The sequence below is a fragment of the uncultured Bacteroides sp. genome, assembly GCF_910578895.1.
Taxonomy (GTDB): domain Bacteria; phylum Bacteroidota; class Bacteroidia; order Bacteroidales; family Bacteroidaceae; genus Bacteroides.
The window spans coordinates 133,337-156,901 of the sequence record NZ_CAJTSC010000001.1 but is presented as its reverse complement, the minus strand read 5'-3'; the positions used below and the strand labels follow the sequence as shown (position 1 = coordinate 156,901).

Sequence of the window (23,565 nt, the reverse complement as noted above, 5' to 3'; positions counted from 1 at the left end):
GTTTAATCATCCTCCTGTTCGTTCTCTTCCTCGTCCGGTTGGTTGTACTTTACATCGTGCAGTGCGCGCAGGGTATTCACTAATTTCTGTCCCCAGTACAAGGTGAAATGCTCCTGGCAGGCGGCGAGCGAATCGTTCATTGTCTCGTTAAGTCCCAACTGGAATACGAAGATAAAGTCTCTGATGTCTTGATAGATGTCGGCTAAGTCTTCGGAAATGTTTTTGGTGATGGGTTGGTCGCTGTATTTCATGTCCGATACGAACACATCCAGGTAATCGTCTTTCTCGGCGAGGATGCCCGCCAGGTTCATGCGAAGTATTTCGTAGGTTTCTTCCGTCACAAACGTCTCAAGGTTTTCATCGCCCATTGTCTCGCATTGGGGCAACATGGATGCTTTGAGGTAGAGCAGGGGAAGTATCTTTAAGGATGTATCGACAAATACGGAACGTTTCATTGTTTCCGTCTGTTCCAGGAACTTGCAGAACTCGGCGGCTACGGTTACGAATTCCACGACATTACGGTCGAATATCACTTGGCTTTCTTTTTTCATATCTTCTTGATTTGAAGCACAAAGGTACGAAAAAGGTTTGAAAGCATTACTGCATAAGCTTTTTTTTGTTACTTTTGCGTCATTATACAGATATTAGTGGAGTACATTTATGGTGAAGAAAAATACAACTAAAGATACAGAGTTCTCTATCTCTTCGTTCGAAAAGATAGCCGCTGTTTTGAAGAATGAAACCGTTCATTTTGTGGTAGGTTTGATACTGGTAATCTTCTCGGTCTATCTGCTGCTTGCTTTTTCATCTTTCTTCTTTACCGGAGCGGCGGACCAAAGCATTATAGATTCCGGTAACACGCGGGATTTGATTTCCACGCATAACGGCGTGAAGAACTATGCCGGTTCGCGGGGGGCGCAACTTGCCAGCTATTTGATAAACGACTGTTTTGGCATATCCTCTTTCTTCATTTTGGTTTTTCTGGCTGTAGCCGGATTGAAACTGATGCGTGTCCGTGTGGTTTGCCTGTGGAAATGGTTCATAGGATGTTCGTTATTGCTGGTTTGGTTCTCGGTATTTTTCGGTTTTGTGTTTGTAAATCAGTATAAGGATTCTTTCCTCTATCTGGGAGGAATGCACGGATACAATGTAGGCAACTGGCTGGTATCCCAAGTAGGGGTGCCGGGTGTGTGGATGATATTGCTGGTTACTGCCATCTGTTTCTTTATCTATCTGAGTACGCGTACTGTCATCTGGTTGCGCAAACTTTTCAGCCTTAGCTTCTTGAAACGTAAGGAAAAGGAAGAGGGTGAATTGGGCGAGACTCCGGAAGAGTTTACGGGCTCTTGGACAACGGAAGAAACAAAAATGCCGGCTGCGGCAGAGACCGCTTCCGATACGGAAAAAGAAGAGCTGTCCCGTAAACCGGAAGAATTTGTGACAGAAGAAGAAAACGAGGAGGATGTTCGTGAAATAATGCTCGATTTGGGGGATGACGTAAAGAATGAATCTGCCATTGCCAAAGGGGAGGATGAAGTGCTGATGACGATTGAAGCTCCTGCCGTTCCATCGCCTGCTCCTGCTTTCGTCATTCCGGAACCGAGGCGGCAAGAGGAGAAAGAACCTGCTTTCGAGGTGGAGACGGTGGAAGATGAGGAATATCACGGTCAGGAGTTGGAACCGTATAATCCGTGTCTTGATTTGGAAAACTACCACTATCCGACAATTGACTTGATGAAGCATTACGACAATGCCGAACCTACGATTGACATGGCAGAACAGAATGCCAATAAAGATAAGATTATCAGTACGCTGCGCAGCTTCGGCATTGAAATCAGCTCTATTAAGGCTACAGTCGGACCTACGGTGACGTTGTATGAGATTACCCCGGCACAGGGAGTCCGCATCTCTAAGATACGCGGTTTGGAAGACGATATTGCGCTTAGCCTTTCTGCGTTAGGCATCCGTATTATTGCTCCGATACCGGGAAAAGGAACAATCGGTATCGAAGTGCCTAACTCCAATCCGAAGATTGTTTCCGGTCAGAGTATCATTGGCAGTAAGAAATTTCAGGAGTCTACGTTCGACCTGCCCGTCGCATTGGGTAAGACCATTACCAACGAGGTATTTATGGTGGATTTATGCAAGATGCCACACATGCTTGTTGCCGGAGCTACCGGTCAGGGTAAGTCTGTAGGGTTGAATGCTATCATTACCTCCTTATTATATAAGAAGCATCCTGCTGAGTTGAAGTTTGTGTTGGTAGACCCGAAGAAAGTGGAATTCAGCATCTATTCGGTGATTGAACATCATTTTCTTGCCAAGCTTCCCGATGGCGAGGATGCCATTATAACGGATGTGACTAAGGTAGTGCAAACGCTGAACTCCATCTGTGTTGAGATGGATACACGTTACGACCTGCTGAAAGCTGCGCATGTGCGTAATGTTAAAGAATACAACGAGAAGTTTATCAACCGCCGCCTGAATCCGGAAAAAGGGCATAAGTTCATGCCGTATATCGTGGTAGTGATTGATGAGTTCGGTGATTTGATTATGACGGCCGGCAAGGATGTGGAATTGCCTATTGCCCGTATCGCCCAGTTGGCGCGTGCCGTGGGCATACACATGATTATTGCCACACAGCGTCCTACGACCAACATTATTACGGGTACGATTAAAGCCAACTTCCCGGCGCGCGTTGCTTTCCGGGTGTCGGCTATGGTGGACTCCCGTACTATTCTGGACCGTCCGGGAGCCAACCAGTTGATTGGTCGCGGTGATATGTTGTTCTTGCAAGGTGCCGATCCCGTCCGTGTGCAGTGCGCTTTCATTGATACGCCGGAAGTTGCGGAGATTACGAAGTTCATAGCCCGTCAGCAAGGTTATCCTACGGCATTCTATCTGCCTGAGTATGTAGATGAAAATTCCGGCAGTGATTTGAGCGATGTGGATATGGGGCATCGTGACCCGTTGTTTGAAGATGCCGCTCAGTTGATTGTGTATCAGCAGCAAGGTTCTACTTCGTTGATACAGCGTAAATTTGCTATCGGTTACAACCGTGCGGGACGTATCATGGACCAGTTGGAGAAGGCGAAGATAGTGGGACCGGCGCAAGGCAGCAAACCGCGTGAGGTGCTCTGTGTTGACATAACGGATTTGGAAACGCGCTTGAACAATTTGTGATGCATCAATGTTTGAATTACATGAAAATCAAGACTCTTTTATTTGTTTTCCGGATGCTCTGTTTGGCTCTCCCTGTGGCGGCACAGCAACCGGATGCCAAGGATATACTTGACCGTGCGGCAGATGCTTTCCGCAGTGCGGGGGGAGTGGAAATAACCTTTTCCGCCCGTGCTCCCGAAGGAAATTCAACCGGTACCATTCGCCTGAAAGGTGACAAGTTCCTGTTGAAAACGGAAGGAGTGACGACATGGTTCGACGGGCGTACGCAGTGGACCTATCTTGCTTCAAGCGATGAAGTGAATGTTTCCGAGCCTACTCAGGAAGAGTTGAAAGGCATCAATCCCTATTCTTGGCTGTCGCTCTACGATCAGGATTATAAGTTGAAAGTGGCTAAGACGGGTAATGCTTCGGACAATACAACCCATAAAGTGGTAATGACGGCAACAAAACGCAGCCAGGATATACAATGTGTTATTTTGTACATAGACAAAAGGTCGTTCCTCCCTTTGAAGTTCAGCATGGTCCGGCGGGGAAGCAAAGAAGCGGTAGTGGTGTTTATCAACTCCTGCCGGACAGGTGAACGGTATGGAGACAGCCTTTTTGTATTCGACAGGAAAGATTATCCTACGGCTGAAATAGTCGATTTAAGGTGATGAAACGTAATTAATAAAAAGGAATATATGGAAACAGAAAAAGTAAAGTGTTTAATTATAGGTTCCGGTCCTGCCGGATATACAGCGGCTATCTATGCTGCGCGTGCTAATCTTTCTCCGGTACTTTATGAAGGTTTGCAACCCGGCGGGCAGTTGACTACTACCACCGATATCGAGAATTTTCCCGGTTATCCGGAAGGTATCAGCGGAGCACAGATGATGGAAGATTTGCGCAAACAAGCCGAACGTTTCGGTACGGACCTGCGTTTCGGAGTGGCTACGGCTGCCGATTTGAGCAAGTCGCCTTATCAGATAACCATTGATGAAGAGAAGGTCATCGAAGCGCAAACTGTTATCATTGCCACCGGAGCCGCTGCCAAGTATCTGGGATTGGAAGACGAGAAGAAGTATGCCGGTATGGGTGTCAGTGCCTGTGCCACTTGCGACGGTTTCTTCTATCGCAAAAAAGTTGTTGCGGTAGTCGGCGGCGGAGATACGGCGTGTGAGGAAGCCTCTTATCTGGCAGGTTTGGCAAGCAAGGTATATCTGATTGTGCGTAAACCCTTCTTGCGTGCCTCTAAGATTATGCAGGAGCGTGTGCTGAACAACGAGAAGATTGAAGTCCTCTTCGAGCACAATGCAGTAGGGCTGTATGGGGATAACGGTGTGGAAGGTGTGCACTTGGTGAAACGTATGGGCGAACCGGATGAACAACATTATGACGTGGCGATTGACGGTTTCTTCCTGGCTATCGGTCATAAGCCCAACTCCGACATTTTCAAACCCTATGTGGATACGGATGAGACCGGCTATATCCTGACAGAACCCGGCACTCCCCGTACGAAAGTCCCCGGAGTGTTTGCAGCAGGAGACGTTGCCGACCCTCATTATCGCCAGGCTATCACAGCGGCAGCTACGGGATGTATGGCAGCCATTGAAGCGGAAAAATACTTGTTGAAGTAACCGGTGAATAATAAAACTGCGCGGTATTTGTTATACAACATTTATACCGCGCAGCTTTATTATTTGATGATTGTTTCAATAAACTCTATCCTATCTTGCTTATCTTCTTCAACTTTTCTTCATCAATAATCTTTATCTTTCTTCCGTCAATGGCAATCAGGCGCTCCGTAGCAAACTGCGAGAGGGTACGGATAGCATTGGACGTTGTCATATTGGAGAGGTTTGCCAAGTCTTCACGAGACAGGTAGATACTCAATGTGGAACCGTCTTCTTCCAGACCGTAACTTTCTTGGAGAAAAAGAAGCGACTCTGCCAAACGGCCGCGGATATGCTTTTGGGTAAGGTTTACGGTGCGCTCGTCGGCGATACCGAGGTCTATGGACAATTGTCTGATGAAAAACATAGCCAGTTCACTGTTTTGCGATAGCAACGTCATAATGGCTGTCATTGGTATCAGGCAGACTAACGACGGCTCGAATGCACAAGCTGCGGTTACATAATCCGCTTTTGCAAAGTAGGGTCGATATCCGAAATATTCGGTAGGCTTGATCATACGGATAATCTGGCTTCTGCCGCCTACACCGTCTTTAAAAATCTTGACTTTTCCGTTCAGCAGACACATCAGGTAAGCGGGTGTCTCGCCCTCACAATGGATAATCTCGTTTTTCTTATAATTCTGGAGTGTAAAATGGTTAGCGAGAAACTCCCGCTGTTCTTCATTCAGAGGAGACCATATATCGGGAATCAACTCCGGAACGTTAATATCTGATAAATTTATTTTTGGCATAAGTGCTGCAAAACTGTGTTGTACAGCACAAATGTAAAAATAAAAAATTAGAAACGGCACATTTATGTCAAAAAAATGCAAAAAATGGGCGACAGGTGAGGTAAATGGGAATTTATTTCACTACAGAGGATACGGAGCCTTATGTATTTTATCCTTTATTACTCCGTACTCCCTGTAGTGAAAACTGAATTATCATTTTGTGAAGAGCAGTTCCCTGTATTTCGGCAACGGCCATATTTCATCGTCTATCTCCATTTCAAGATTGTCGATATGCTCACGGATACTTGCCAGGTAAGGACGTACGGTCTCTTCGTATGCAAATGCCTTGTCCTTGTAATTGTCCATGTGATTGGCAACCTTGCGGGCTTCCGTCATTTCGCGCACCTGCATTTTGATGGCGGTTACGCGGTGGGATATTTCGCGTATCAGTTCTTTGCGGTCGGCACTAAGCACTTCATATTCTTCCGGCGTGAAGGTTTCGCGCAATCCGCGCAGGTTTTCCAGCAAGCGGTTCTGATAGATAACGGCAGTCGGAACGATGTGGTTAATGGCAAGGTCGCCTAAAACACGGCTTTCAATCTGCACCTTCATTGTATACTTCTCCAACTCCACTTCAAGGCGACATGCCAGTTCCGTCTCGTTAAAGATGCGTTCGCCGATAAGCACGGAACGTGCTTGGTCGCCCATATAGCGCATCAATGCCTCCGGCACGTGGCAGATGTTGGTCAGTCCGCGTTTGGCAGCTTCCTGTTTCCATTGTTCGGAATAACCGTCCCCTTCGAAACGGATGGGTTCTGAAGCGATGATTGTCTCTTTCAGTATACGGAAAATGGCTTCGTCCTTGCCGACTCCCTCTTCCATGAGCTTATCGATAGATACTTTGAATTCGTTCAGTTGGTTTGCCATTGCTGCGTTTATGGCAATCATGGCAGCAGCGCAGTTGGCGGAAGAACCGGCGGCGCGGAATTCGAAACGGTTTCCGGTGAAAGCGAAAGGAGAGGTGCGGTTACGGTCGGTCGTGTCCAACAGAATTTCGGGGATACGGCCGATGCCCAGCTTAAGAGTCGTTTTTTCTTCTGCCGTCATCTTGTTGTTGCTTACCTGGCGGGCTATCTCATCGAGGATGGAAGACAACTGTTTGCCCAGGAATATGGACAAAATGGCAGGCGGAGCTTCGTTGGCGCCCAGGCGGTGACTGTTTCCCGCACTTGCGATGGAGGCGCGGAGCAAATCCTGGTTCTTGTATACCATCATCAGTACATTCACCAGGAATGTGAGGAACAACATGTTGCCTTTCGGATTCTTTCCCGGAGCAAAAAGATTGATTCCCGTATCGGTGCAGAGCGACCAGTTGTTGTGTTTGCCCGAACCGTTCACACCGCTGTAGGGCTTTTCGTGCAGCAGTACGGCAAAGTGGTGTTTGCGGGCGATACGTTTCATCAGGTCCATGACCAGCTGGTTGTGGTCGTTGGCGAGGTTGGCGTTCTCGAAGATGGGAGCCAACTCGAACTGGTTGGGGGCAACTTCATTGTGACGTGTCTTGACGGGGATGCCCAGTTTGTGGCATTCTATTTCCAGTTCTTTCATAAATGCCGTGACACGTGGCGGAATGGAACCGAAATAGTGGTCTTCCAACTGCTGGTCTTTGGCAGAAGAGTGTCCCATGAGCGTGCGGCCTGTCAGGCATAAGTCCGGACGTGCGTTATAGAGCGCCGAATCGACGAGGAAATACTCTTGTTCCCAACCCAGGTTGGTGTATACGCGCGTGATGTTCTTGTCGAAAAGCTGGCAGACATCCGTTGCCGCTTTGTCTACTGCTGCAAGCGCTTTGAGCAAAGGCGTTTTATAATCCAGCGCTTCGCCTGTATAAGAGATGAAGATGGTAGGGATACAGAGCGTCGTATCCACAACGAAAGCAGGTGAGGAGACGTCCCACGCCGTATATCCGCGTGCTTCGAATGTGTTGCGGATACCGCCGTTGGGGAAAGAAGAGGCATCCGGTTCCTGCTGGATAAGCAGTTTTCCGGAGAAACGTTCGATGACATCCCCGTCTTCACCGAACTCGATGAAACCGTCATGCTTTTCGGCAGTGCCGTCTGTCAACGGTTGGAACCAGTGGGTGTAGTGAGTGACGTTCAGTGACTTTGCCCAGCTCTTCATGCCGTTTGCTATTAAGTCCGCCATTTCCCGATTGATGGGTGTTCCTTTTTCAATGGCGTCTGTTACGGCTTTGTAAGCTTCCTTAGGCAGGTATTCCTGCATTTTCTTACGGTCAAAAACATGGCTGCCGTAGTAATCGGACAGCTTGTTGGAAGGAGTGATGACTTCAAGAGGACGGCGATTGGCGAGCTCTTGTAAAGCAAAAAATCTCATTTTTGACATACTTGTCTCTGCTTTTATTGGTTGTTGGGTGCAAAATTATATGTTTTTTCTGAATTGACCCCTATTTTTTAGGGGGTAATATTGAAATTTATGTTTTTTTTGAAGATTTACCCCTTCGAAAATGGGGGTGGTGTTGGAAATATGCCTTTTCTTGAGAAAACGCCCACTTCGGAAAATGAGAATGGAATTGATATGGAAGTTATTACTTTTTTTCTATATTTGTTCCCACATAAGAAGATATTGCGGTTGAAACGTTTTATTATAGGTATATGGATAGGAGTCTGCTTCTTGTGTGCAGGTTTGCAGAAGGCGGGTGCTACGATTGTTCCCAAATCGTATGCGGAACAGCGGGTCTATGCAGATTCCATAATGGATAAGGTTATCTTTTTTGCCCCTTTCTACGAGCGCATTGTCGACGAATATAAGGCGGAACTCTATATAAAAGGCCGGGCTAATATCCGTAAGAAAAATCATCTGCTTCGTTTTATCCCCTCCATGTTCCGTATAAAGAAAGGAGTGCAGGAGTATATGATGGAGACATATAGCGAACTGCACTATACCGCTCCAGATATTTACGACCAGAAAGTGAAAGCCAGTGTGGGCACTTCTTCCGAACTTTGGGAGTTGGATGGCCGACTGCTCGAATACTTCCATATCAACATTTACTCCTCTACCTTATTATATGACAAATTGCTTTCTCCGTTGGCTGCCAATGCGAAAAAGTTTTATACCTATTATGTGGACTCCATAATGGGCGAAGGGCATAACCGTGAATTTCGTATCCGGTTTATGCCGAAGAGCAAGAGTTTCCAGCTTGTGGGTGGCTATATGGTGGTCAGTGACAATGTATGGAGTGTACGCGAAATCCGTTTCTCCGGGCGTTCCGAAATGTTGCGCTTCAATAATTTGGTAAGGATGGGGCAGGTGGGAAGTCCTAATGAGTTTCTGCCTGTGCATTTTAGTATTGATGCCACTTTCCGCCTGCTTGGCAATGTCGTGGACGGCAGTTATACGGCAGCGCTCGAATATAAGGAAATTCATCAGAAAGACCCGGTTGCCGCGACTGGGCGGAACCGGACAAAAAGTAAGTACGATTTGTCGGAGTCTTACACGCTGCTGACGGATACCAATGCCTATCAGCGTGATACCGCCTATTTCAATACGTTGCGGCCTATTCCGCTGACACCGCACGAACAGCAGTTGTACGAGGACTTCTTTTTGCGCCGTGACACGCTTCGCAATAAGAAAAAGTTCAAGAACAAGCGGCTGGAATTTTGGGGGCAGATAGGCGATGCGTTGGTTAGCAGGCATACGCTGGACCTTGCCAAAATGGGAAGCGTGCGTTGCTCGCCGCTTATCAATCCGCTGTTGTTGAGCTACAGTAAGAGTAACGGCTTCTCCTACCGCCAGGAATTCAAGTACAACCGCCTGTTTACGCACGACCGCCTGCTGCGCGTAGTACCGAAGCTGGGTTATAATTTCAAACGGAAAGAGTTGTACTGGTCGGTCAATTCCGATTTTGACTACTGGCCCCGCAAGCGTGCCGCCTTGCACGTCAGTGTGGGCAATGGTAACCGTATCTACAGCAGCGATGTGCTGGATGATTTGAAGGCGATGCCTGACAGTATTTTTGATTTTGACCAAATCCACCTGGATTATTTTAGAGACCTGTATCTGCATATACGCCATAGCTGGGAGATTGTCAATGGCTTGACTTTGGATGTAGGTCTCTCCATGCACAAGCGTACCGAAGTGGAGCGTTCCAAGTTTGTACTTGTCTACCCCGACACTCCAAATGTCATGTCGGCGGACGTTCCGCCGGCTTATCCGGGATTTGACCCTTCTATCCTGAAGAAGTTCCGCCACAGTTACAACAGTTTTGCACCTCGCGTGCGCCTGACGTGGACGCCCGGCCAGTATTATTATATGAATGGCGACCGCAAAATCAATCTTCGCTCCAAGTATCCTACCGTTTCCGTAGACTGGGAACGCGGCATCAGCGGCATTATGCACAGTACCGGAAAGTATGAACGTATCGAGGTGGATTTTCAGCACAATATCCCGTTAGGACTGATGCGCGATATTTATTATCGTCTGGGATGGGGGGCTTTCACCAATCAGAAGGAACTTTATTTTGTGGATTTTGTCAACTTGGCGCGCTCCAATCTTCCCGTCGGCTGGAATGATGAAATAGGCGGAGTGTTCCAATTGCTCGACGGGCGCTGGTACAACTCCTCCCGCGAATATGTTCGTGGGCATTTCACGTACGAAGCACCTTTCTTGCTGCTTCGCCACCTGAAGAAATATACCCAGTATGTGCTGAATGAGCGCCTTTATCTGAATGCTTTGATTGTTCCTCACCTCAATCCTTATCTGGAAGTGGGATACGGCATCGGTACGCATGTTTTCGACTTTGGTGTCTTTGCGAGCTTTGCAAACTGGAAGTATCAGGAATTGGGAGTCAAATTTACGTTCGAGTTGTTTAACCGATGAGGTGGGTACGGTAAATTATGTGCCGCCGTAGTGCCACTTTATTGGTACAAACTACCACAGTAGTATTTCGCAGAGATGTACTTTTTAAAGAAACGACTATGTAGTTGGGGGATTTGTACGGTAAATCCAATATTTCATTGATTATTTTGTCATTCAAGAAAATACTTCTATCTTTGCGCCCGATTTAATATGAGTCAACATAAAGTCTCACTTAATTAACGAGTTAAACAATTTATTTATTAATGGAAAATTTAAAAAATGTTGCTCCCATTGAAGACTTCAACTGGGATGCTTACGAAAACGGCGAGACCGTAACAAACGTAAGTCACGAAGACTTGGAAAAGGCGTATGACAACACGCTGAACAAAGTTAACGACCGCGAGGTAGTTGACGGAACCGTAATCGCAATGAACAAGCGTGAAGTAGTTGTGAACATTGGTTACAAATCAGACGGTATCATTCCTTTGAATGAATTCCGTTACAATCCCGATTTGAAGATTGGCGATACTGTAGAAGTATACATCGAAAATCAGGAAGACAAGAAAGGACAGTTGGTACTGTCTCACCGCAAAGCCCGTGCTACCCGTTCTTGGGATCGCGTGAACGCTGCGTTGGAAAATGAAGAAATTATCAAGGGTTACATCAAGTGCCGCACTAAGGGTGGTATGATTGTTGACGTATTCGGTATCGAAGCATTCTTGCCGGGTTCTCAAATCGACGTTAAGCCTATCCGCGACTATGATGTATTTGTTGGTAAGACTATGGAATTCAAGGTTGTTAAGATTAACCAAGAGTTCAAGAATGTCGTTGTTTCTCACAAGGCTCTTATCGAAGCTGAACTGGAACAACAGAAGAAAGAAATCATCGGTAAACTCGAAAAAGGACAAGTACTCGAAGGTACCGTTAAGAATATCACATCCTACGGTGTATTTATCGACTTGGGTGGCGTAGACGGTTTGATTCACATCACAGACCTCTCTTGGGGCCGCGTTAGCGATCCGAAAGAAGTGGTTGAACTCGACCAGAAACTCAACGTTGTTATCCTTGATTTCGATGATGAGAAGAAGCGTATCGCTCTCGGCTTGAAACAACTCACTCCGCATCCGTGGGATGCCCTTGATCCTAACTTGAAGGTAGGCGACCATGTGAAGGGTAAAGTAGTCGTTATGGCTGACTACGGTGCATTCATCGAAATCGCTGCCGGTGTTGAAGGTCTGATTCACGTATCTGAAATGTCTTGGTCGCAACATTTGCGTTCTGCACAAGACTTTATGAAGGTAGGTGACGAAGTGGAAGCCGTAGTGCTGACTCTGGACCGCGAAGAACGTAAGATGTCTTTGGGTATCAAGCAGCTGAAGGCTGATCCTTGGGAAACTATCGAAGAGAAATATCCGATTGCTTCCAAACACACTGCCAAGGTTCGTAACTTTACTAACTTCGGTGTATTCGTTGAAATCGAAGAAGGTGTGGACGGCTTGATTCACATTTCCGACCTGTCTTGGACGAAGAAGGTTAAGCATCCTTCTGAATTTACTCAGATTGGTGCGGACATCGACGTACAGGTACTGGAAATCGACAAGGAAAACCGTCGTCTGAGTCTCGGTCACAAGCAACTCGAAGAAAACCCTTGGGATGTATTCGAAACTGTATTTACAGTAGGCTCGGTACACGAAGGTACTATCATCGAAATGTTGGATAAGGGTGCAGTAGTTGCTCTGCCTTATGGTGTGGAAGGTTTCGCTACTCCGAAACACCTCGTTAAGGAAGACGGTTCACAGGCTCAGTTGGACGAAAAACTCGAATTCAAAGTTATTGAGTTCAACAAGGACGCTAAGCGCATCATCCTGTCTCACAGCCGTATCTTCGAAGATGTAGCTAAGGCTGAGGAAAGAGCAGAGAAGAAAGCTGCCAAGAAGTCTGCCGGTAAGAGAGAAGAGGCACCTGCTTCTATCCAAAACCAGGCTGCTTCTACAACTTTGGGCGATATCGATGCTTTGGCTGCTTTGAAGGAGCAAATGGAAGCCGGAAAGAAATAATCACTTCCAATTATAAATAAGGTAAAGGCGCTTGTGGCAACACAGGCGCTTTTTCTTTTATCTTTGTGCAGACACGTTTTTTTCTTTTACAGGAGTTGCAACTCCCTTTATTCCCGATAACTTCTTTAACTCTTGCAAATGAAAGAGTCGTGTTATACCGATAGAATTTCCTGCAATAGGGGAAATCTTTTTCTTTTATGTTTATCTTTGCAAGGCAAAAGCGTAATGATGCCTTTTGTTGTGGTTTTTCAATAGAAAATGAATTAATAATTTAATGTACTATGCGGAATTTAATCAAGATTTCAGGTAAGGTTATGTTGCTGACCTGCCTGTCGCTAATGTTGCTTGCCGGTTGCGGCCAGAAATCAAAACTTATGTTGACCGTAGCGGCAGGAAACAAGCAGTGTCCTATAAGTATGGGGACGGCGGGCGAAATAACGAGCATTGATTTTGACGGGACGGATGTAGTGTATTCTCTGTTGATGAACGAAGCCTATGCCAATTTCGATGCTTTTGAAAAGGTTCCCGAAGCCATGAAGTCGGCAGTGGTTGCCATGTTCAACAATCCGCAAGGCGAAATCAGGGAAATGCTGGAACTGGTGGTTGCCTCTCAGGCGGGAATCAAGTATATATACAAAGGAAAAACTTCCGGGAAAGAGGTAGAGTGCTATCTGAATACGGAAGAACTGAAAAAAATACTGAATCAGGACATGAGTCTGGAGGAAGGCAATCTGCAGAAACTGGAAGAGATGGTCAAGGTGACGAATGTCTCGTGCCCGATGAAGATAGATGAAGCTACCACACTTGATAAATTGACGATAGAGTCGGACAATATGGTCTATTTCTATACGGTCAATGAAGAAGCGGTCGATATGGATGCGATGAGAACCAATGAGACGGAGATGAAACAAAATATCAAAAACTCTTTGGACGTATCCGACCCGGCTATGAAGATGTTTTTGGAAACATGTGTAAAGAATAATAAGAATCTGGTTTACCGCTATAAAGGTGATACTTCCGCTCAAGTTGTGGAATATGTATTCGACATTTCGGAAATCAAGTCGCTTTTTTAAAACGGTATAAGGATTGTCCTGTCTTCGTTAATGGAAAAATTTGATTTGCATATTTTGGGTTGTGGGTCCGCATTGCCTACAACCCGTCATTTCCCTACATCGCAGGTAGTGAACTTGCGTGACAAACTGTTTATGATAGACTGCGGGGAAGGTGCACAGCTGCAATTCCGGAAGTCACGTCTCAAGTTTTCGCGCTTGAACCATATCTTTATTTCCCATCTGCACGGTGACCACTGCTTCGGATTGTTAGGGCTGATATCCACGCTTAATCTTTTGGGGCGTACGGCAGACCTGCATATCCATTCGCCCAAAGGGCTGGAGGAGCTTCTTGCTCCGATGCTTGCTTTCTTTAATCGTCAGATGACCTATAAAATCTTCTTTCACACGTTTGAAACGAAAGAACCCGCTCTGATTTACGAAGACCGTTCGCTTACGGTGACTACCATTCCTTTGCGGCACCGCATGCCTTGTTGCGGTTTCCTGTTTGCCGAAAAACCGTCTCCTAACCATATCCTGCGCGATATGATAGATTTTTACCAAGTACCGGTGTATGAGTTGAACCGCATCAAGAACGGTGCGGATTACGTTACGCCGGAAGGCGAAGTGATACCTAATTCCCGCCTGACCCGTCCCTCGGCTGCTCCGCGTCGTTACGCCTATTGTTCGGATACGATATGCCTGCCTTCCATTGTCGGGCAGATAAAGGGGGTGGACCTGCTTTTTCACGAGGCGACTTTTGCAGAAGATGCCGCCGCGCGCGCTAAAGAGACATTCCATACCACAGCTTCCCAGGCAGCCCAAATAGCCCGTGATGCAGGAGTGAAGAAGTTGTTGATTGGTCATTTTTCCGCCCGCTACGATGACGAACGATTGTTGCTGGACGAAGCCGGTGCCATCTTTCCGAATACGCAGCTTGCCAAAGAAACACTTTGCATATCGGTGTGAATGATTCGTTTAAATTTCCTATCTTTGCCTATCCAAAGATGTAAATGTGAACAGAATATATGGACCCTTCTTATAATGAACGCAAGGTGCTGGCACTTCTTCAGGAGGAGAGTACGCAGAAGCGGGGATTTGAGATGATTGTCGCGCAATACAGCGAACAATTATACTGGCAAATCCGGCGCATGGTGCTTTCGCACGAGGATGCCAACGATTTGCTTCAAAATACCTTTATCAAAGCATGGATCAATATCGATTATTTCCGGGCAGAGGCGAAGCTCTCTACCTGGCTCTATCGTATTGCCCTGAACGAATGCCTTACTTTCCTGAACAAACAACGGGCGACCAATACCGTTTCATTGGACGCTCCCGAAGCTGATGCCCTCCAAAGGTTGGAGAGCGATCCTTACTTCTCGGGCGACAAGGCTCAGAAGGCTCTTCAGAAAGCACTGCTCACCTTGCCCGAAAAGCAACGTATGGTATTCAACCTGAAGTATTATCAGGAAATGAAATACGAGCAGATGTCCGATATCTTCGGCACTTCGGTGGGAGCTTTGAAAGCATCCTATCATCATGCCGTGAAAAAAATAGAGAAGATATTGGGAGAAGAAGATTAAACCTTTATCGTGAAAAAAAGTCTAACCAAACAGAGAGGAGAAGAGCTTATGAAAGAAGAAGATAACATATTCAAAAAGGTGGGGACGGAGAATCCTTTCCGTGTTCCCGAAGGATATTTTGAGAACTTTACCTCGGAGATAATGAACCGGCTTCCCGAAAAAGAGAAACTTGCATTCGAGAAGCAAGAGCCTACGATGTGGGAGAGGATAAAGCCGTGGGCATATATGGCGGCTATGTTTGCAGGTGCGGCACTGATAATCCGTGTAGCTTCCACCAATCCTGTCCCGGCAGCGACCGACCGTATGGCTGCCGATGATACGGAAACAGAAATGGAATATATCAACATGGCTGTGGATAACTCCATGTTGGACGACTATTCATTATACGTCTATCTGGCGGACTCCGATGCGGAGTGAGCCGTGGACAACTTTAACCCATTGAAACAGAAATGAAAAAACTGATTGTCTTATTAGTGATGATGTGCAGTCTGGCACCGCTGTTGCGGGCTGCCGATGGAAGTGACCAACATTTGACGCCTGATGAGTTCCGTGCCAAGCAGAAAACATATATTATAGAAAAAGCCGGACTGACAAAAGAAGAGGCTGCCAAGTTCTTCCCCCTTTACTTTGAATTGCAGGATAAAAAGAAAGAGCAGAACGATAAGGCTTGGAATTTGATTCGTCAGGGAAAGGATGAAAAGACTACCGAAGCCCAATATGATGCGATTATGGAGGGAGTGTATGATGCGCGTATCGCTTCCGACCGTCTGGACAAGACTTATTTTGCAAAATTCAAGAAGATATTGTCCGCCAAAAAACTCTATTTGGTGCAGAAAGCCGAAATGCGTTTTCATCGGGAGTTGCTGAAAGGAATGCAGCATAATGGTGGAAAGGATAAAGGTCCGAAACGCCAGCCGGGTAAGAAATAGAAAGGGAGATTTACCGAATATCCCTACAAACAGGAATCAAGAGAGGATAACTTTTGCTTTCTTGCCGTTTTGAGGAGCGTAATAATGGAAAAGAGGATGTACTGAATTGTGAGTTGCATCCTCTTTTTCATTGTTACGCTTTTATTCTTGCTTTTCCAGCGCCTTTGCCTCTTCCCACAGCCTGTCCATCTCTTCCAGCGTCATGTCGTGCAGGTTCTTGCCCTCTTTGATACTATGTGCTTCCACATAGTTGAAGCGGCGGATGAACTTTTGGTTGGTATGTTCCAGCGCATTATCCGGGTTTATCTTGTACAGGCGTGCGGCATTGATGAGACTGAACATTACGTCTCCGAATTCCTCTTCCGCTTTCTTCTTGTCCATATGGGCTACTTCCGCCTGAAACTCCTGTATTTCCTCCTTTACCTTGTCCCATACCTGCTCGCGTTCTTCCCAGTCGAAACCTACGTTGCGCGCCTTGTCTTGGATACGGTATGCCTTGATGAGTGAGGGCAGGGCGGCGGGTACGCCGCTCAGCACGGTTTTATTGCCACCTTTCTCTTTGAGTTTCAGCTGCTCCCAATTTTCGGATACTTGTCCGGCAGTCTCCGCTTTCACATCGCCAAACACGTGGGGATGGCGGAAGATGAGCTTCTCGCACAAGCGGTCGCAGACGTCTTTCATGTCGAAGTCGCCCGTCTCGCTGCCTATCTTGGCGTAGAATGCCACGTGCAGCAACACGTCGCCCAGCTCCTTGCAGATGTCCTGCTTGTCATTGCGCATCAGGGCGTCGCATAGTTCGTATGTTTCTTCAATAGTGTTGGGACGCAGGCTCTCATTGGTCTGTTTGCGGTCCCAGGGACATTTCTCGCGCAATTCATCGAGGATGTCAAGGAAGCGTCCGAAGGCTTCCAGTTGTTCTTGTCTGGTATGCATGGATGTGTATGTTTTTAGATGGTTAAGTATGGATTTAATCAATCGATACTCTATGCGAAGATACGTACAAAAGTGCAGAAAACTATAATTTTCTGCACTTTTGTTGTGCAAATATCGTGAAGTGATGTGCCAAAATAAAGCACAATCTAAATTTATTTGTTTGCCCACTCCTCGTACGCAATCAGCAGCCCCACCACTTCCGAGTAGTTCTTCCGTCCGCTGCTTATCCGGTTGCCTTTCAGGTAGAGGTCGTAGATAAAGTTCTGAATCTCACCGAGGAGCGGACTGTATTTTGCTGTCCAGTAGGCGCGGTACTGGGCGTACAACTCTTTTATTTCCGTGCGGATGCGTCCGGTGAGTGCTGCGTAGGCTTCTTCATCCATCAGTCGGCGGGCGTTGGTCAGCACGTGCGGCAGGATGGAGAAGTAGCCGCTGAAGCGGATGTCGCTCGACTGCGAGCGGATGCACGCCTGGTAGGCGTAGAAGTTGGCTTCCGCTTCGCTGGTGATGCCCAGCCAGTGAGCCAGCTCGTGGGCGTAGGTAGCGGAGTACTGCACGGGAAGCAGGTCTCCGTTCAGGGTGAACTCGCAGAAGAAGGGACCCATGCTTCCGGTGACGCCCACCTTGGAGGAGAGCGGGGTGAACAGCATCGTCTTCGCACGGGGCGACGGGTGGAAGGGGCGGTGAATGCCCAACGAGTCGCCAATCAGCCGGTATGCCCGCACGGTTTCGTGGCAGACTGATGTCTTGCTGAGGGTATCGGTGGCACTAATGCGAGTGTAGGCGTAGTTCAGGCGGTCAATGTAGCGATAGGCGAACGCTTCGAAACGCTCGGGGCTGTAGGCAGAAGGGGGGATGCGGGTGCGTTGGTAGAAGTCGCCTTGCGAGTAGTTCAGCCCCCATGCCAAGTAGAACCATACGTATACCCACAAGAGATACTTTACGTCCGCCAGCAGGATGTGCTTCCACTGCCGGCGGCGGACGCGGCGCGCGTAGACGGGATAGAGTAGTACGCCGGTGATGCTGAGCGCGATGAACAGGTCGCCGACGGCAAAGGGGACAAGGTGCGAGAAGGCGGAGAACGTCCGGGCTACGGGTGGGTATACGTGTTCCGCATACGCGTCGCCCCAGCCGGGCACTGCCTGCACGCACCATACGAGTAGCAGGCAGAAAGCCAGCAGTAGCGTCCCGGTGCCGAACCGTATTCCGAATAGTGTGATACTGTGTCTCATCTTGTAAGTATGGATGACAGTGTTAATACTTGATTGTAATATGGGTTGATTCTTTCAGGAACTTGCTATACTTGCAGGCGGAATCCGGAAACAGTCAGTCGAAAACGTCAAACTACAGTGGGTGTTTTGTTTCCCTATAGTGGAACAATTTGTTTCCTTGAGGCCCCCCTTGCGACATCACGTGCGCGTTCCGCCGGTTCCGCATGAAATCATCATTTCTACGCCAAAGGTATGCAATTCTTTTCATTGCTTTTGCCGTATAAAGCTATTAATTTATTAATTTTGCGCCCATTATAACAAAATATAGATTTTAGAAACATGGAATTAGCAAGTAAGTACAATCCCGCCGACGTAGAGGGAAAGTGGTACCAGTATTGGTTGGACCACAAATTATTCAGTTCTAAACCCGATGGTCGTGAACCTTACACCGTCGTTATCCCGCCCCCCAACGTCACCGGTGTGCTCCACATGGGACACATGCTTAATAATACCATTCAAGATATCCTTGTACGCCGTGCCCGCATGGAGGGCAAGAATGCCTGCTGGGTGCCGGGTACGGACCATGCTTCCATTGCTACCGAAGCAAAAGTGGTGAACAAACTTGCCGCACAAGGCATTAAGAAAACCGACCTCACCCGTGACGAGTTCCTGAAACATGCCTGGGAGTGGACGGATGAACATGGCGGTATCATCCTGAAGCAGCTCCGCAAACTGGGTGCTTCGTGCGATTGGGATCGCACTGCCTTCACTATGGACGAGAAGCGCAGCGAAAGTGTGCTTAAGGTATTCGTAGACCTTTACAACAAGGGATTGATTTATCGTGGCGTGCGCATGGTGAACTGGGATCCGAAAGCGCTCACCGCCCTCAGTGACGAGGAAGTAATCTACAAGGAAGAACATAGTAAATTGTACTACCTGCGCTATTACGTTGCCGATGATGATATGTCCGGCGAAACGGGAGCCGAGGGCGAAGTGGTTCATCGCGATGCCAATGGAAAGCGTTATGCCGTGGTGGCTACCACGCGTCCCGAAACCATCATGGGTGATACGGCGATGTGCATCAACCCCGCCGACCCCAAGAACCAATGGCTGAAGGGCAAGAAAGTGATTGTTCCGTTGGTAGGGCGTGTCATTCCCGTTATTGAGGACGACTATGTGGATGTGGAATTCGGTACGGGCTGTTTGAAGGTGACCCCCGCACACGATGTCAACGACTATATGCTGGGCGAGAAATACAACCTGCCCACTATCGATATCTTCAATGACAACGGTACGTTGAGCGAGGCTGCCGGACTCTATGTCGGTATGGACCGCTTCGATGTGCGCGAACAGATAGAGAAAGATTTGCAGAATGCCGGACTGTTGGAAAAGGTGGAAGCCTATACCAATAAGGTGGGCTTCTCAGAACGTACCAATGTGGCTATTGAGCCGAAACTATCCATGCAGTGGTTTCTTAAGATGCAGCACTTTGCCGACATGGCTCTGCCGCCGGTGATGAACGATGAACTGAAATTCTATCCTGCCAAGTATAAGAATACGTATAAGAACTGGTTGGAGAACATCAAGGACTGGTGTATCAGCCGCCAGTTGTGGTGGGGACATCGCATACCTGCGTACTTCCTGCCCGAAGGCGGATACGTGGTGGCGGCAACTGCCGAAGAGGCATTGAAACTGGCTCAGGAGAAAACCGGAAATTCTGCCCTGAAATTGGCAGACCTGCGTCAGGATGAAGATTGCCTTGACACTTGGTTCTCCTCTTGGTTGTGGCCTATTTCACTGTTCGACGGTATCCTGAACCCCGGCAACGAGGAAATCAATTACTATTATCCCACCAGCGACCTCGTAACAGGTCCGGACATCATTTTCTTCTGGGTGGCGCGCATGATTATGGCGGGCTATGAGTACGAAGGCAAGATGCCGTTCAAGAACGTGTACTTTACAGGTATCGTTCGCGACAAGTTGGGACGCAAGATGTCCAAGTCGCTCGGTAACTCGCCCGATCCTCTGGACCTGATAGCTACTTACGGTGCCGATGGTGTGCGCATGGGTATGATGCTTTCGGCTCCTGCCGGTAACGACATTCTCTTCGATGATGCGCTTTGCGAGCAGGGACGTAACTTCAACAACAAGATATGGAATGCTTTCCGTTTGATTAAGGGCTGGCAGGTGAGCACCGAAGTGCCCGTGCCGGAAGCTGCTGAACTGGCAATGCGCTGGTTCGAGTCCAAACAGAATGCCGTGGCTGCTGAAGTGGCGGACCTCTTCGGCAAGTATCGTCTGAGTGAAGCGTTGATGGCGGTATACAAACTTTTCTGGGACGAATTTTCTTCTTGGTATCTGGAGATGATTAAGCCTGCTTACGGTCAGCCTATCAGCAAGAAGGTGTACGACACTACTATCGGTTTCTTTGATAACCTGCTGCACCTGCTCCACCCGTTTATGCCGTTCATCACCGAGGAGTTGTGGCAACACATCATCGTCCGAAAAGATGGCGAGAGTCTTATGGTAAGTCCTATCTCCATGTCAGCGGAAGTGGACGAGGAGTTCGTACAGCAGTTTGAGGTAGTGAAAGAGGTCATCAGTAACGTACGCTCTATCCGTTTGCAGAAGAATATTGCGCAGAAAGAGGTGCTGGAGTTGCAGGTGGTCGGTGAAAATCCGGTGGCTGCTTTTGATGCCGTTATTATAAAGATGTGTAACCTTTCTGCCGTAACCGCAGTAGAGGCGAAGGCAGACGGTGCCGCCGCTTTCATGGTAGGTACAACGGAATATGCCGTTCCTTTGGGCAACATGATTGATGTGGAAGCGGAAATAGCCCGCATGGAAGCCGAGCTGAAACATAAAGAAGGTTTCTTGCAGGGTGTTTTGAAGAAACTCGGCAACGAGAAGTTTGTGAACAATGCTCCCGCTGCCGTTATCGAGATGGAGCGCAAGAAGCAGGCGGATGCGGAGAGCATTATCAACTCGCTGAAGGAGAGTATTGCGGCACTGAGGAAGGGTTGTTAAAGTATTAAGTTAAGGAGTAAAGGGAGTTGAAGTTATCACTCCGCTTTGCTCCGTTAGGAATTAAAAGCCGATAGTTTTGCAAATAAATAGCAAAACTATCGGCTTTAACTTCTTTAACTTCTTAGCTTCTTAATTCTCTTTCCTCAACACCACCGACAGCGCTTCATACTCTTTAGTGGTGTCTTGTATTTTCAACAGTTTCTCCCAATTGGCAACGGGTTCGGTCTGGTGATTGTAACGTTTGGTGATGTCCAACACCAGTTTGCCGTCTTCAGAGGCGGCTTTGGCTATGAAAGCGCCGCATTCGTTCTCTACGTTTACATTAAGTTTCTCCATTCCCTCGGGAGCTACCTGGTAGCCTGCGGGCAGATTGACGGTGATGCGCCATTGGAAGGTGCGCGGGGCGGACATGTGGATGTCGGCGGAACGCTTGCGTTCCTTGCCCTCAATCCGGGTGTTTTCGCCGATGAGTTTACCGGCGGAGAGTACGTAGTTCGGACCGGCTTTCCGTACAAAGTTCTCCATCGTGTAGCGCACGTTGTAGATGAAGGAGGCACTGTCCGGCTGATTGCCCAGGCATTGCATCCGATAGCCGAGTAGTTCTTTTGCATTCTCGCCGTGATAGTAGTTTATCTCCCATTTGTAGTCCTCTTTCTCCTGCTCACGTCCTTTACGGAACACTTCTTGAAGGTCATCGGCATACTTCTTGCCCACCTCTTCGGCAAGCTCTTTGTCAATACTGAGCAGGCGGCGGTAGGTGGCGTCCACATCTTCCATCTTCACTAAGGCGCGCTGCATGAACTCTTTTTGGGTGCCGGTGCGCAGTTCGGTCCGATTGAGGGTGAGCAGCGTGTTGTCTATATCGGCGTGTATGGTGGTGACGTTCAGGTTGTCGTCGGCACTGTTTGCGGGCAGGATGAGGTGTTCCCGTTCTGCTTTTATCTTCAGTTTTTTGCTTTTCTCTTTATCCGGTTCCAAAATTGCCTGTCTGCCTTGATAGCGGGCGGGGATTTCGTGAGGAATGAGGTAGGCAGTAGGCGGAAAGTAGTATTTTCCACTTTCCGGTAGTGCCACAAACCAAGTGGTATTACGGTAACTTGCCAATTGGTCGAGTGGTTCTTGATCTTTGTGGGTGGTAATTCCGGTGAGGTTGTGAACATCTGCCGCCCAAGTCAACAGACTGGCAAAGAAGGTAATGAATGCCGAACTGTTATAGTTGCTGTTGCGGTCCGTCATCAGGGCAAGGCGATAGTAATTGTAAATGAAATCCGCTTTTTTCTCGTCTGACCAATCTTTTTTCTTGATGTTTTTTACATTGCGATAGAATCGTGCGGTTTTGGCAGGACTGCTCATTCCGCTTGAACTTCCTTGGACTTGTTCCATGAACTTCCAGTCATCCTCCTGTATGGTAGCGGCGTCCGGGTTGGCATGTAGTCCCGTCTTCTTGGCACTTTCGGGGATGTAGGTGTACTTCTTCATCTTGCTGTTGGTGATGTACAGCAGCGTCATCGGAGTTTGCTGCATGGGATTGTACCACAGGTCGGGTTCGGTTTGTCCGATGTCCTTCATGGCTACGTCGAGCAGGATATTGCCCTCTTCGTCCCTGCTTTGCGCAAAGTCCGGAGCGCCGTTCAGAGTACGGTATTGGGTAGTGAGTTTGTCATCTATCTCGCAATGCACCGTGTAGGAGAGCATGGGGTAACTTTGGCGAAAACGGAAGACGAAAGGGTCCAGATTATGGTTTTCCAATGAGGTATAGTTGAAGAAGAATATGTCTATCTTGTCGCCAATTTCCAATCCGGGGACGGCAAGCTTTTGTCGTTGCTCGTTGTCTTTCTTCCCTTCAGTGACGGTCATGTACTCGTCCGTGTCTATCTCCTTGACGGTGCCATCGGGCTTGATGATGCGCACTCCCAGCACTTGTTGGTATTTCTCGTCGTACCGCCAGTTCTTCTTCCGGATTTCTGTCCGGTAGTCGAACTCGGAGTACTCTTTCAAGGCTGCCTGGTCGTTGATTTGTACCAGCATACGATAGATGTCGCGGCAGTTCACCTCACGGTCGATGTAGTGGAAGCCGCCGAGGAACGCTCCTACGTTGAAACGTGTCTTCTTGGTGACTTCCAGGCGGCTGTGCGCGGCGAGGATTACGGCGGATTCATCCTTGTATTTGTCGGGAACAGTGGTGTTGGCGAACTCGGGAAGCTCCAATGCCCATACTACTTTTCGGGTCTCCTCGGCAAAAAGTTTGTACTTCTCTTTGTCATCGGCGTTTGCTTGGGGGGCGACCAGCAAAAGTGCCAGCAAGCCCATTAGGAATAGCACATTCTGTTTCATAA

General features: G+C 47.9%; 17 protein-coding genes. 11 read left to right on the top strand and 6 right to left on the bottom strand.

Annotated features, from left to right (window positions below; genetic code table 11):
- Positions 1 to 2: 2 nt before the first annotated feature.
- A complete protein-coding gene (locus tag QZ327_RS00540; protein WP_294616209.1) occupies positions 3 to 551 on the bottom strand; it encodes a DUF5063 domain-containing protein in 549 nt (182 codons plus the stop codon).
- Between the two features lie 109 nt (positions 552 to 660).
- Here QZ327_RS00540 and QZ327_RS00535 point away from each other — a divergent pair, with 109 nt between their 5' ends.
- Genes QZ327_RS00535 through trxB form a run of 3 tightly spaced genes read left to right on the top strand, consistent with a single transcriptional unit; the run spans position 661 to position 4,799 of the window.
- A complete protein-coding gene (locus tag QZ327_RS00535) occupies positions 661 to 3,183 on the top strand; it encodes a DNA translocase FtsK (protein ID WP_294616208.1) in 2,523 nt (840 codons plus the stop codon).
- Positions 3,184 to 3,203: 20 nt separating this feature from the next.
- Entirely contained in the window at positions 3,204 to 3,836 is a 633-nt protein-coding gene (locus tag QZ327_RS00530) for a LolA-like putative outer membrane lipoprotein chaperone (RefSeq protein ID WP_294616206.1), read from the top strand.
- 27 nt (positions 3,837 to 3,863) lie between these two features.
- Positions 3,864 to 4,799, top strand: a complete 936-nt coding sequence (gene trxB, locus QZ327_RS00525; protein WP_294616204.1) for a thioredoxin-disulfide reductase — start codon at positions 3,864 to 3,866, stop codon at positions 4,797 to 4,799.
- An 85-nt stretch (positions 4,800 to 4,884) separates the two neighbouring features.
- Here the strand turns inward: trxB and QZ327_RS00520 are convergent, their stop codons facing one another.
- Positions 4,885 to 5,586 carry a Crp/Fnr family transcriptional regulator gene (locus QZ327_RS00520; protein ID WP_294616203.1) on the bottom strand — a complete coding sequence of 234 codons (702 nt, stop codon included), beginning with the start codon at positions 5,584 to 5,586 and terminating at the stop codon, positions 4,885 to 4,887.
- Positions 5,587 to 5,778: 192 nt separating this feature from the next.
- The gene (locus tag QZ327_RS00515; RefSeq protein ID WP_294616201.1) at positions 5,779 to 7,968 is read right to left on the bottom strand and encodes a glutamine synthetase III; all 2,190 of its coding nucleotides are present in this window, start codon (positions 7,966 to 7,968) and stop codon (positions 5,779 to 5,781) included.
- Positions 7,969 to 8,160: 192 nt separating this feature from the next.
- Here QZ327_RS00515 and QZ327_RS00510 point away from each other — a divergent pair, with 192 nt between their 5' ends.
- The 7 genes from QZ327_RS00510 (at position 8,161) to QZ327_RS00480 (ending at position 16,058) form a co-directional block, all read left to right on the top strand.
- Positions 8,161 to 10,461, top strand: coding sequence for a DUF5686 family protein (locus QZ327_RS00510; protein WP_294616199.1), 2,301 nt, complete (start codon positions 8,161 to 8,163; stop codon positions 10,459 to 10,461).
- 242 nt (positions 10,462 to 10,703) lie between these two features.
- Entirely contained in the window at positions 10,704 to 12,497 is a 1,794-nt protein-coding gene (rpsA, locus tag QZ327_RS00505) for a 30S ribosomal protein S1 (protein ID WP_294616198.1), read from the top strand.
- A 281-nt stretch (positions 12,498 to 12,778) separates the two neighbouring features.
- Positions 12,779 to 13,570, top strand: a complete 792-nt coding sequence (locus tag QZ327_RS00500) for a hypothetical protein (RefSeq protein WP_294616197.1) — start codon at positions 12,779 to 12,781, stop codon at positions 13,568 to 13,570.
- Positions 13,571 to 13,600: 30 nt separating this feature from the next.
- On the top strand, positions 13,601 to 14,515 hold the full coding sequence (locus QZ327_RS00495) for a ribonuclease Z (RefSeq protein ID WP_294616195.1): 915 nt from the start codon (positions 13,601 to 13,603) through the stop codon (positions 14,513 to 14,515).
- Positions 14,516 to 14,574: 59 nt separating this feature from the next.
- Positions 14,575 to 15,129, top strand: a complete 555-nt coding sequence (locus QZ327_RS00490; protein ID WP_294616193.1) for an RNA polymerase sigma factor — start codon at positions 14,575 to 14,577, stop codon at positions 15,127 to 15,129.
- A gap of 48 nt (positions 15,130 to 15,177) precedes the next feature.
- Positions 15,178 to 15,546: a hypothetical protein gene (locus QZ327_RS00485; RefSeq protein ID WP_294616191.1), complete on the top strand. Its 369-nt coding sequence runs from the start codon at positions 15,178 to 15,180 to the stop codon at positions 15,544 to 15,546.
- Between the two features lie 32 nt (positions 15,547 to 15,578).
- Positions 15,579 to 16,058: a hypothetical protein gene (locus QZ327_RS00480; RefSeq protein WP_294616190.1), complete on the top strand. Its 480-nt coding sequence runs from the start codon at positions 15,579 to 15,581 to the stop codon at positions 16,056 to 16,058.
- Positions 16,059 to 16,199: 141 nt separating this feature from the next.
- Here the strand turns inward: QZ327_RS00480 and mazG are convergent, their stop codons facing one another.
- Both mazG and QZ327_RS00470 read right to left on the bottom strand, forming a co-directional pair.
- Complete coding sequence (mazG, locus tag QZ327_RS00475; RefSeq protein ID WP_294616188.1) at positions 16,200 to 16,991, bottom strand: nucleoside triphosphate pyrophosphohydrolase; 792 nt, start codon at positions 16,989 to 16,991, stop codon at positions 16,200 to 16,202.
- Positions 16,992 to 17,143: 152 nt separating this feature from the next.
- A complete protein-coding gene (locus tag QZ327_RS00470) occupies positions 17,144 to 18,223 on the bottom strand; it encodes a DUF3810 domain-containing protein (RefSeq protein ID WP_294616186.1) in 1,080 nt (359 codons plus the stop codon).
- Positions 18,224 to 18,541: 318 nt separating this feature from the next.
- Here QZ327_RS00470 and QZ327_RS00465 point away from each other — a divergent pair, with 318 nt between their 5' ends.
- Positions 18,542 to 21,229, top strand: a complete 2,688-nt coding sequence (locus QZ327_RS00465; RefSeq protein WP_294616184.1) for a valine--tRNA ligase — start codon at positions 18,542 to 18,544, stop codon at positions 21,227 to 21,229.
- A gap of 129 nt (positions 21,230 to 21,358) precedes the next feature.
- Here the strand turns inward: QZ327_RS00465 and QZ327_RS00460 are convergent, their stop codons facing one another.
- Entirely contained in the window at positions 21,359 to 23,563 is a 2,205-nt protein-coding gene (locus QZ327_RS00460) for a DUF3857 domain-containing protein (RefSeq protein ID WP_294616182.1), read from the bottom strand.
- Positions 23,564 to 23,565: the final 2 nt, after the last annotated feature.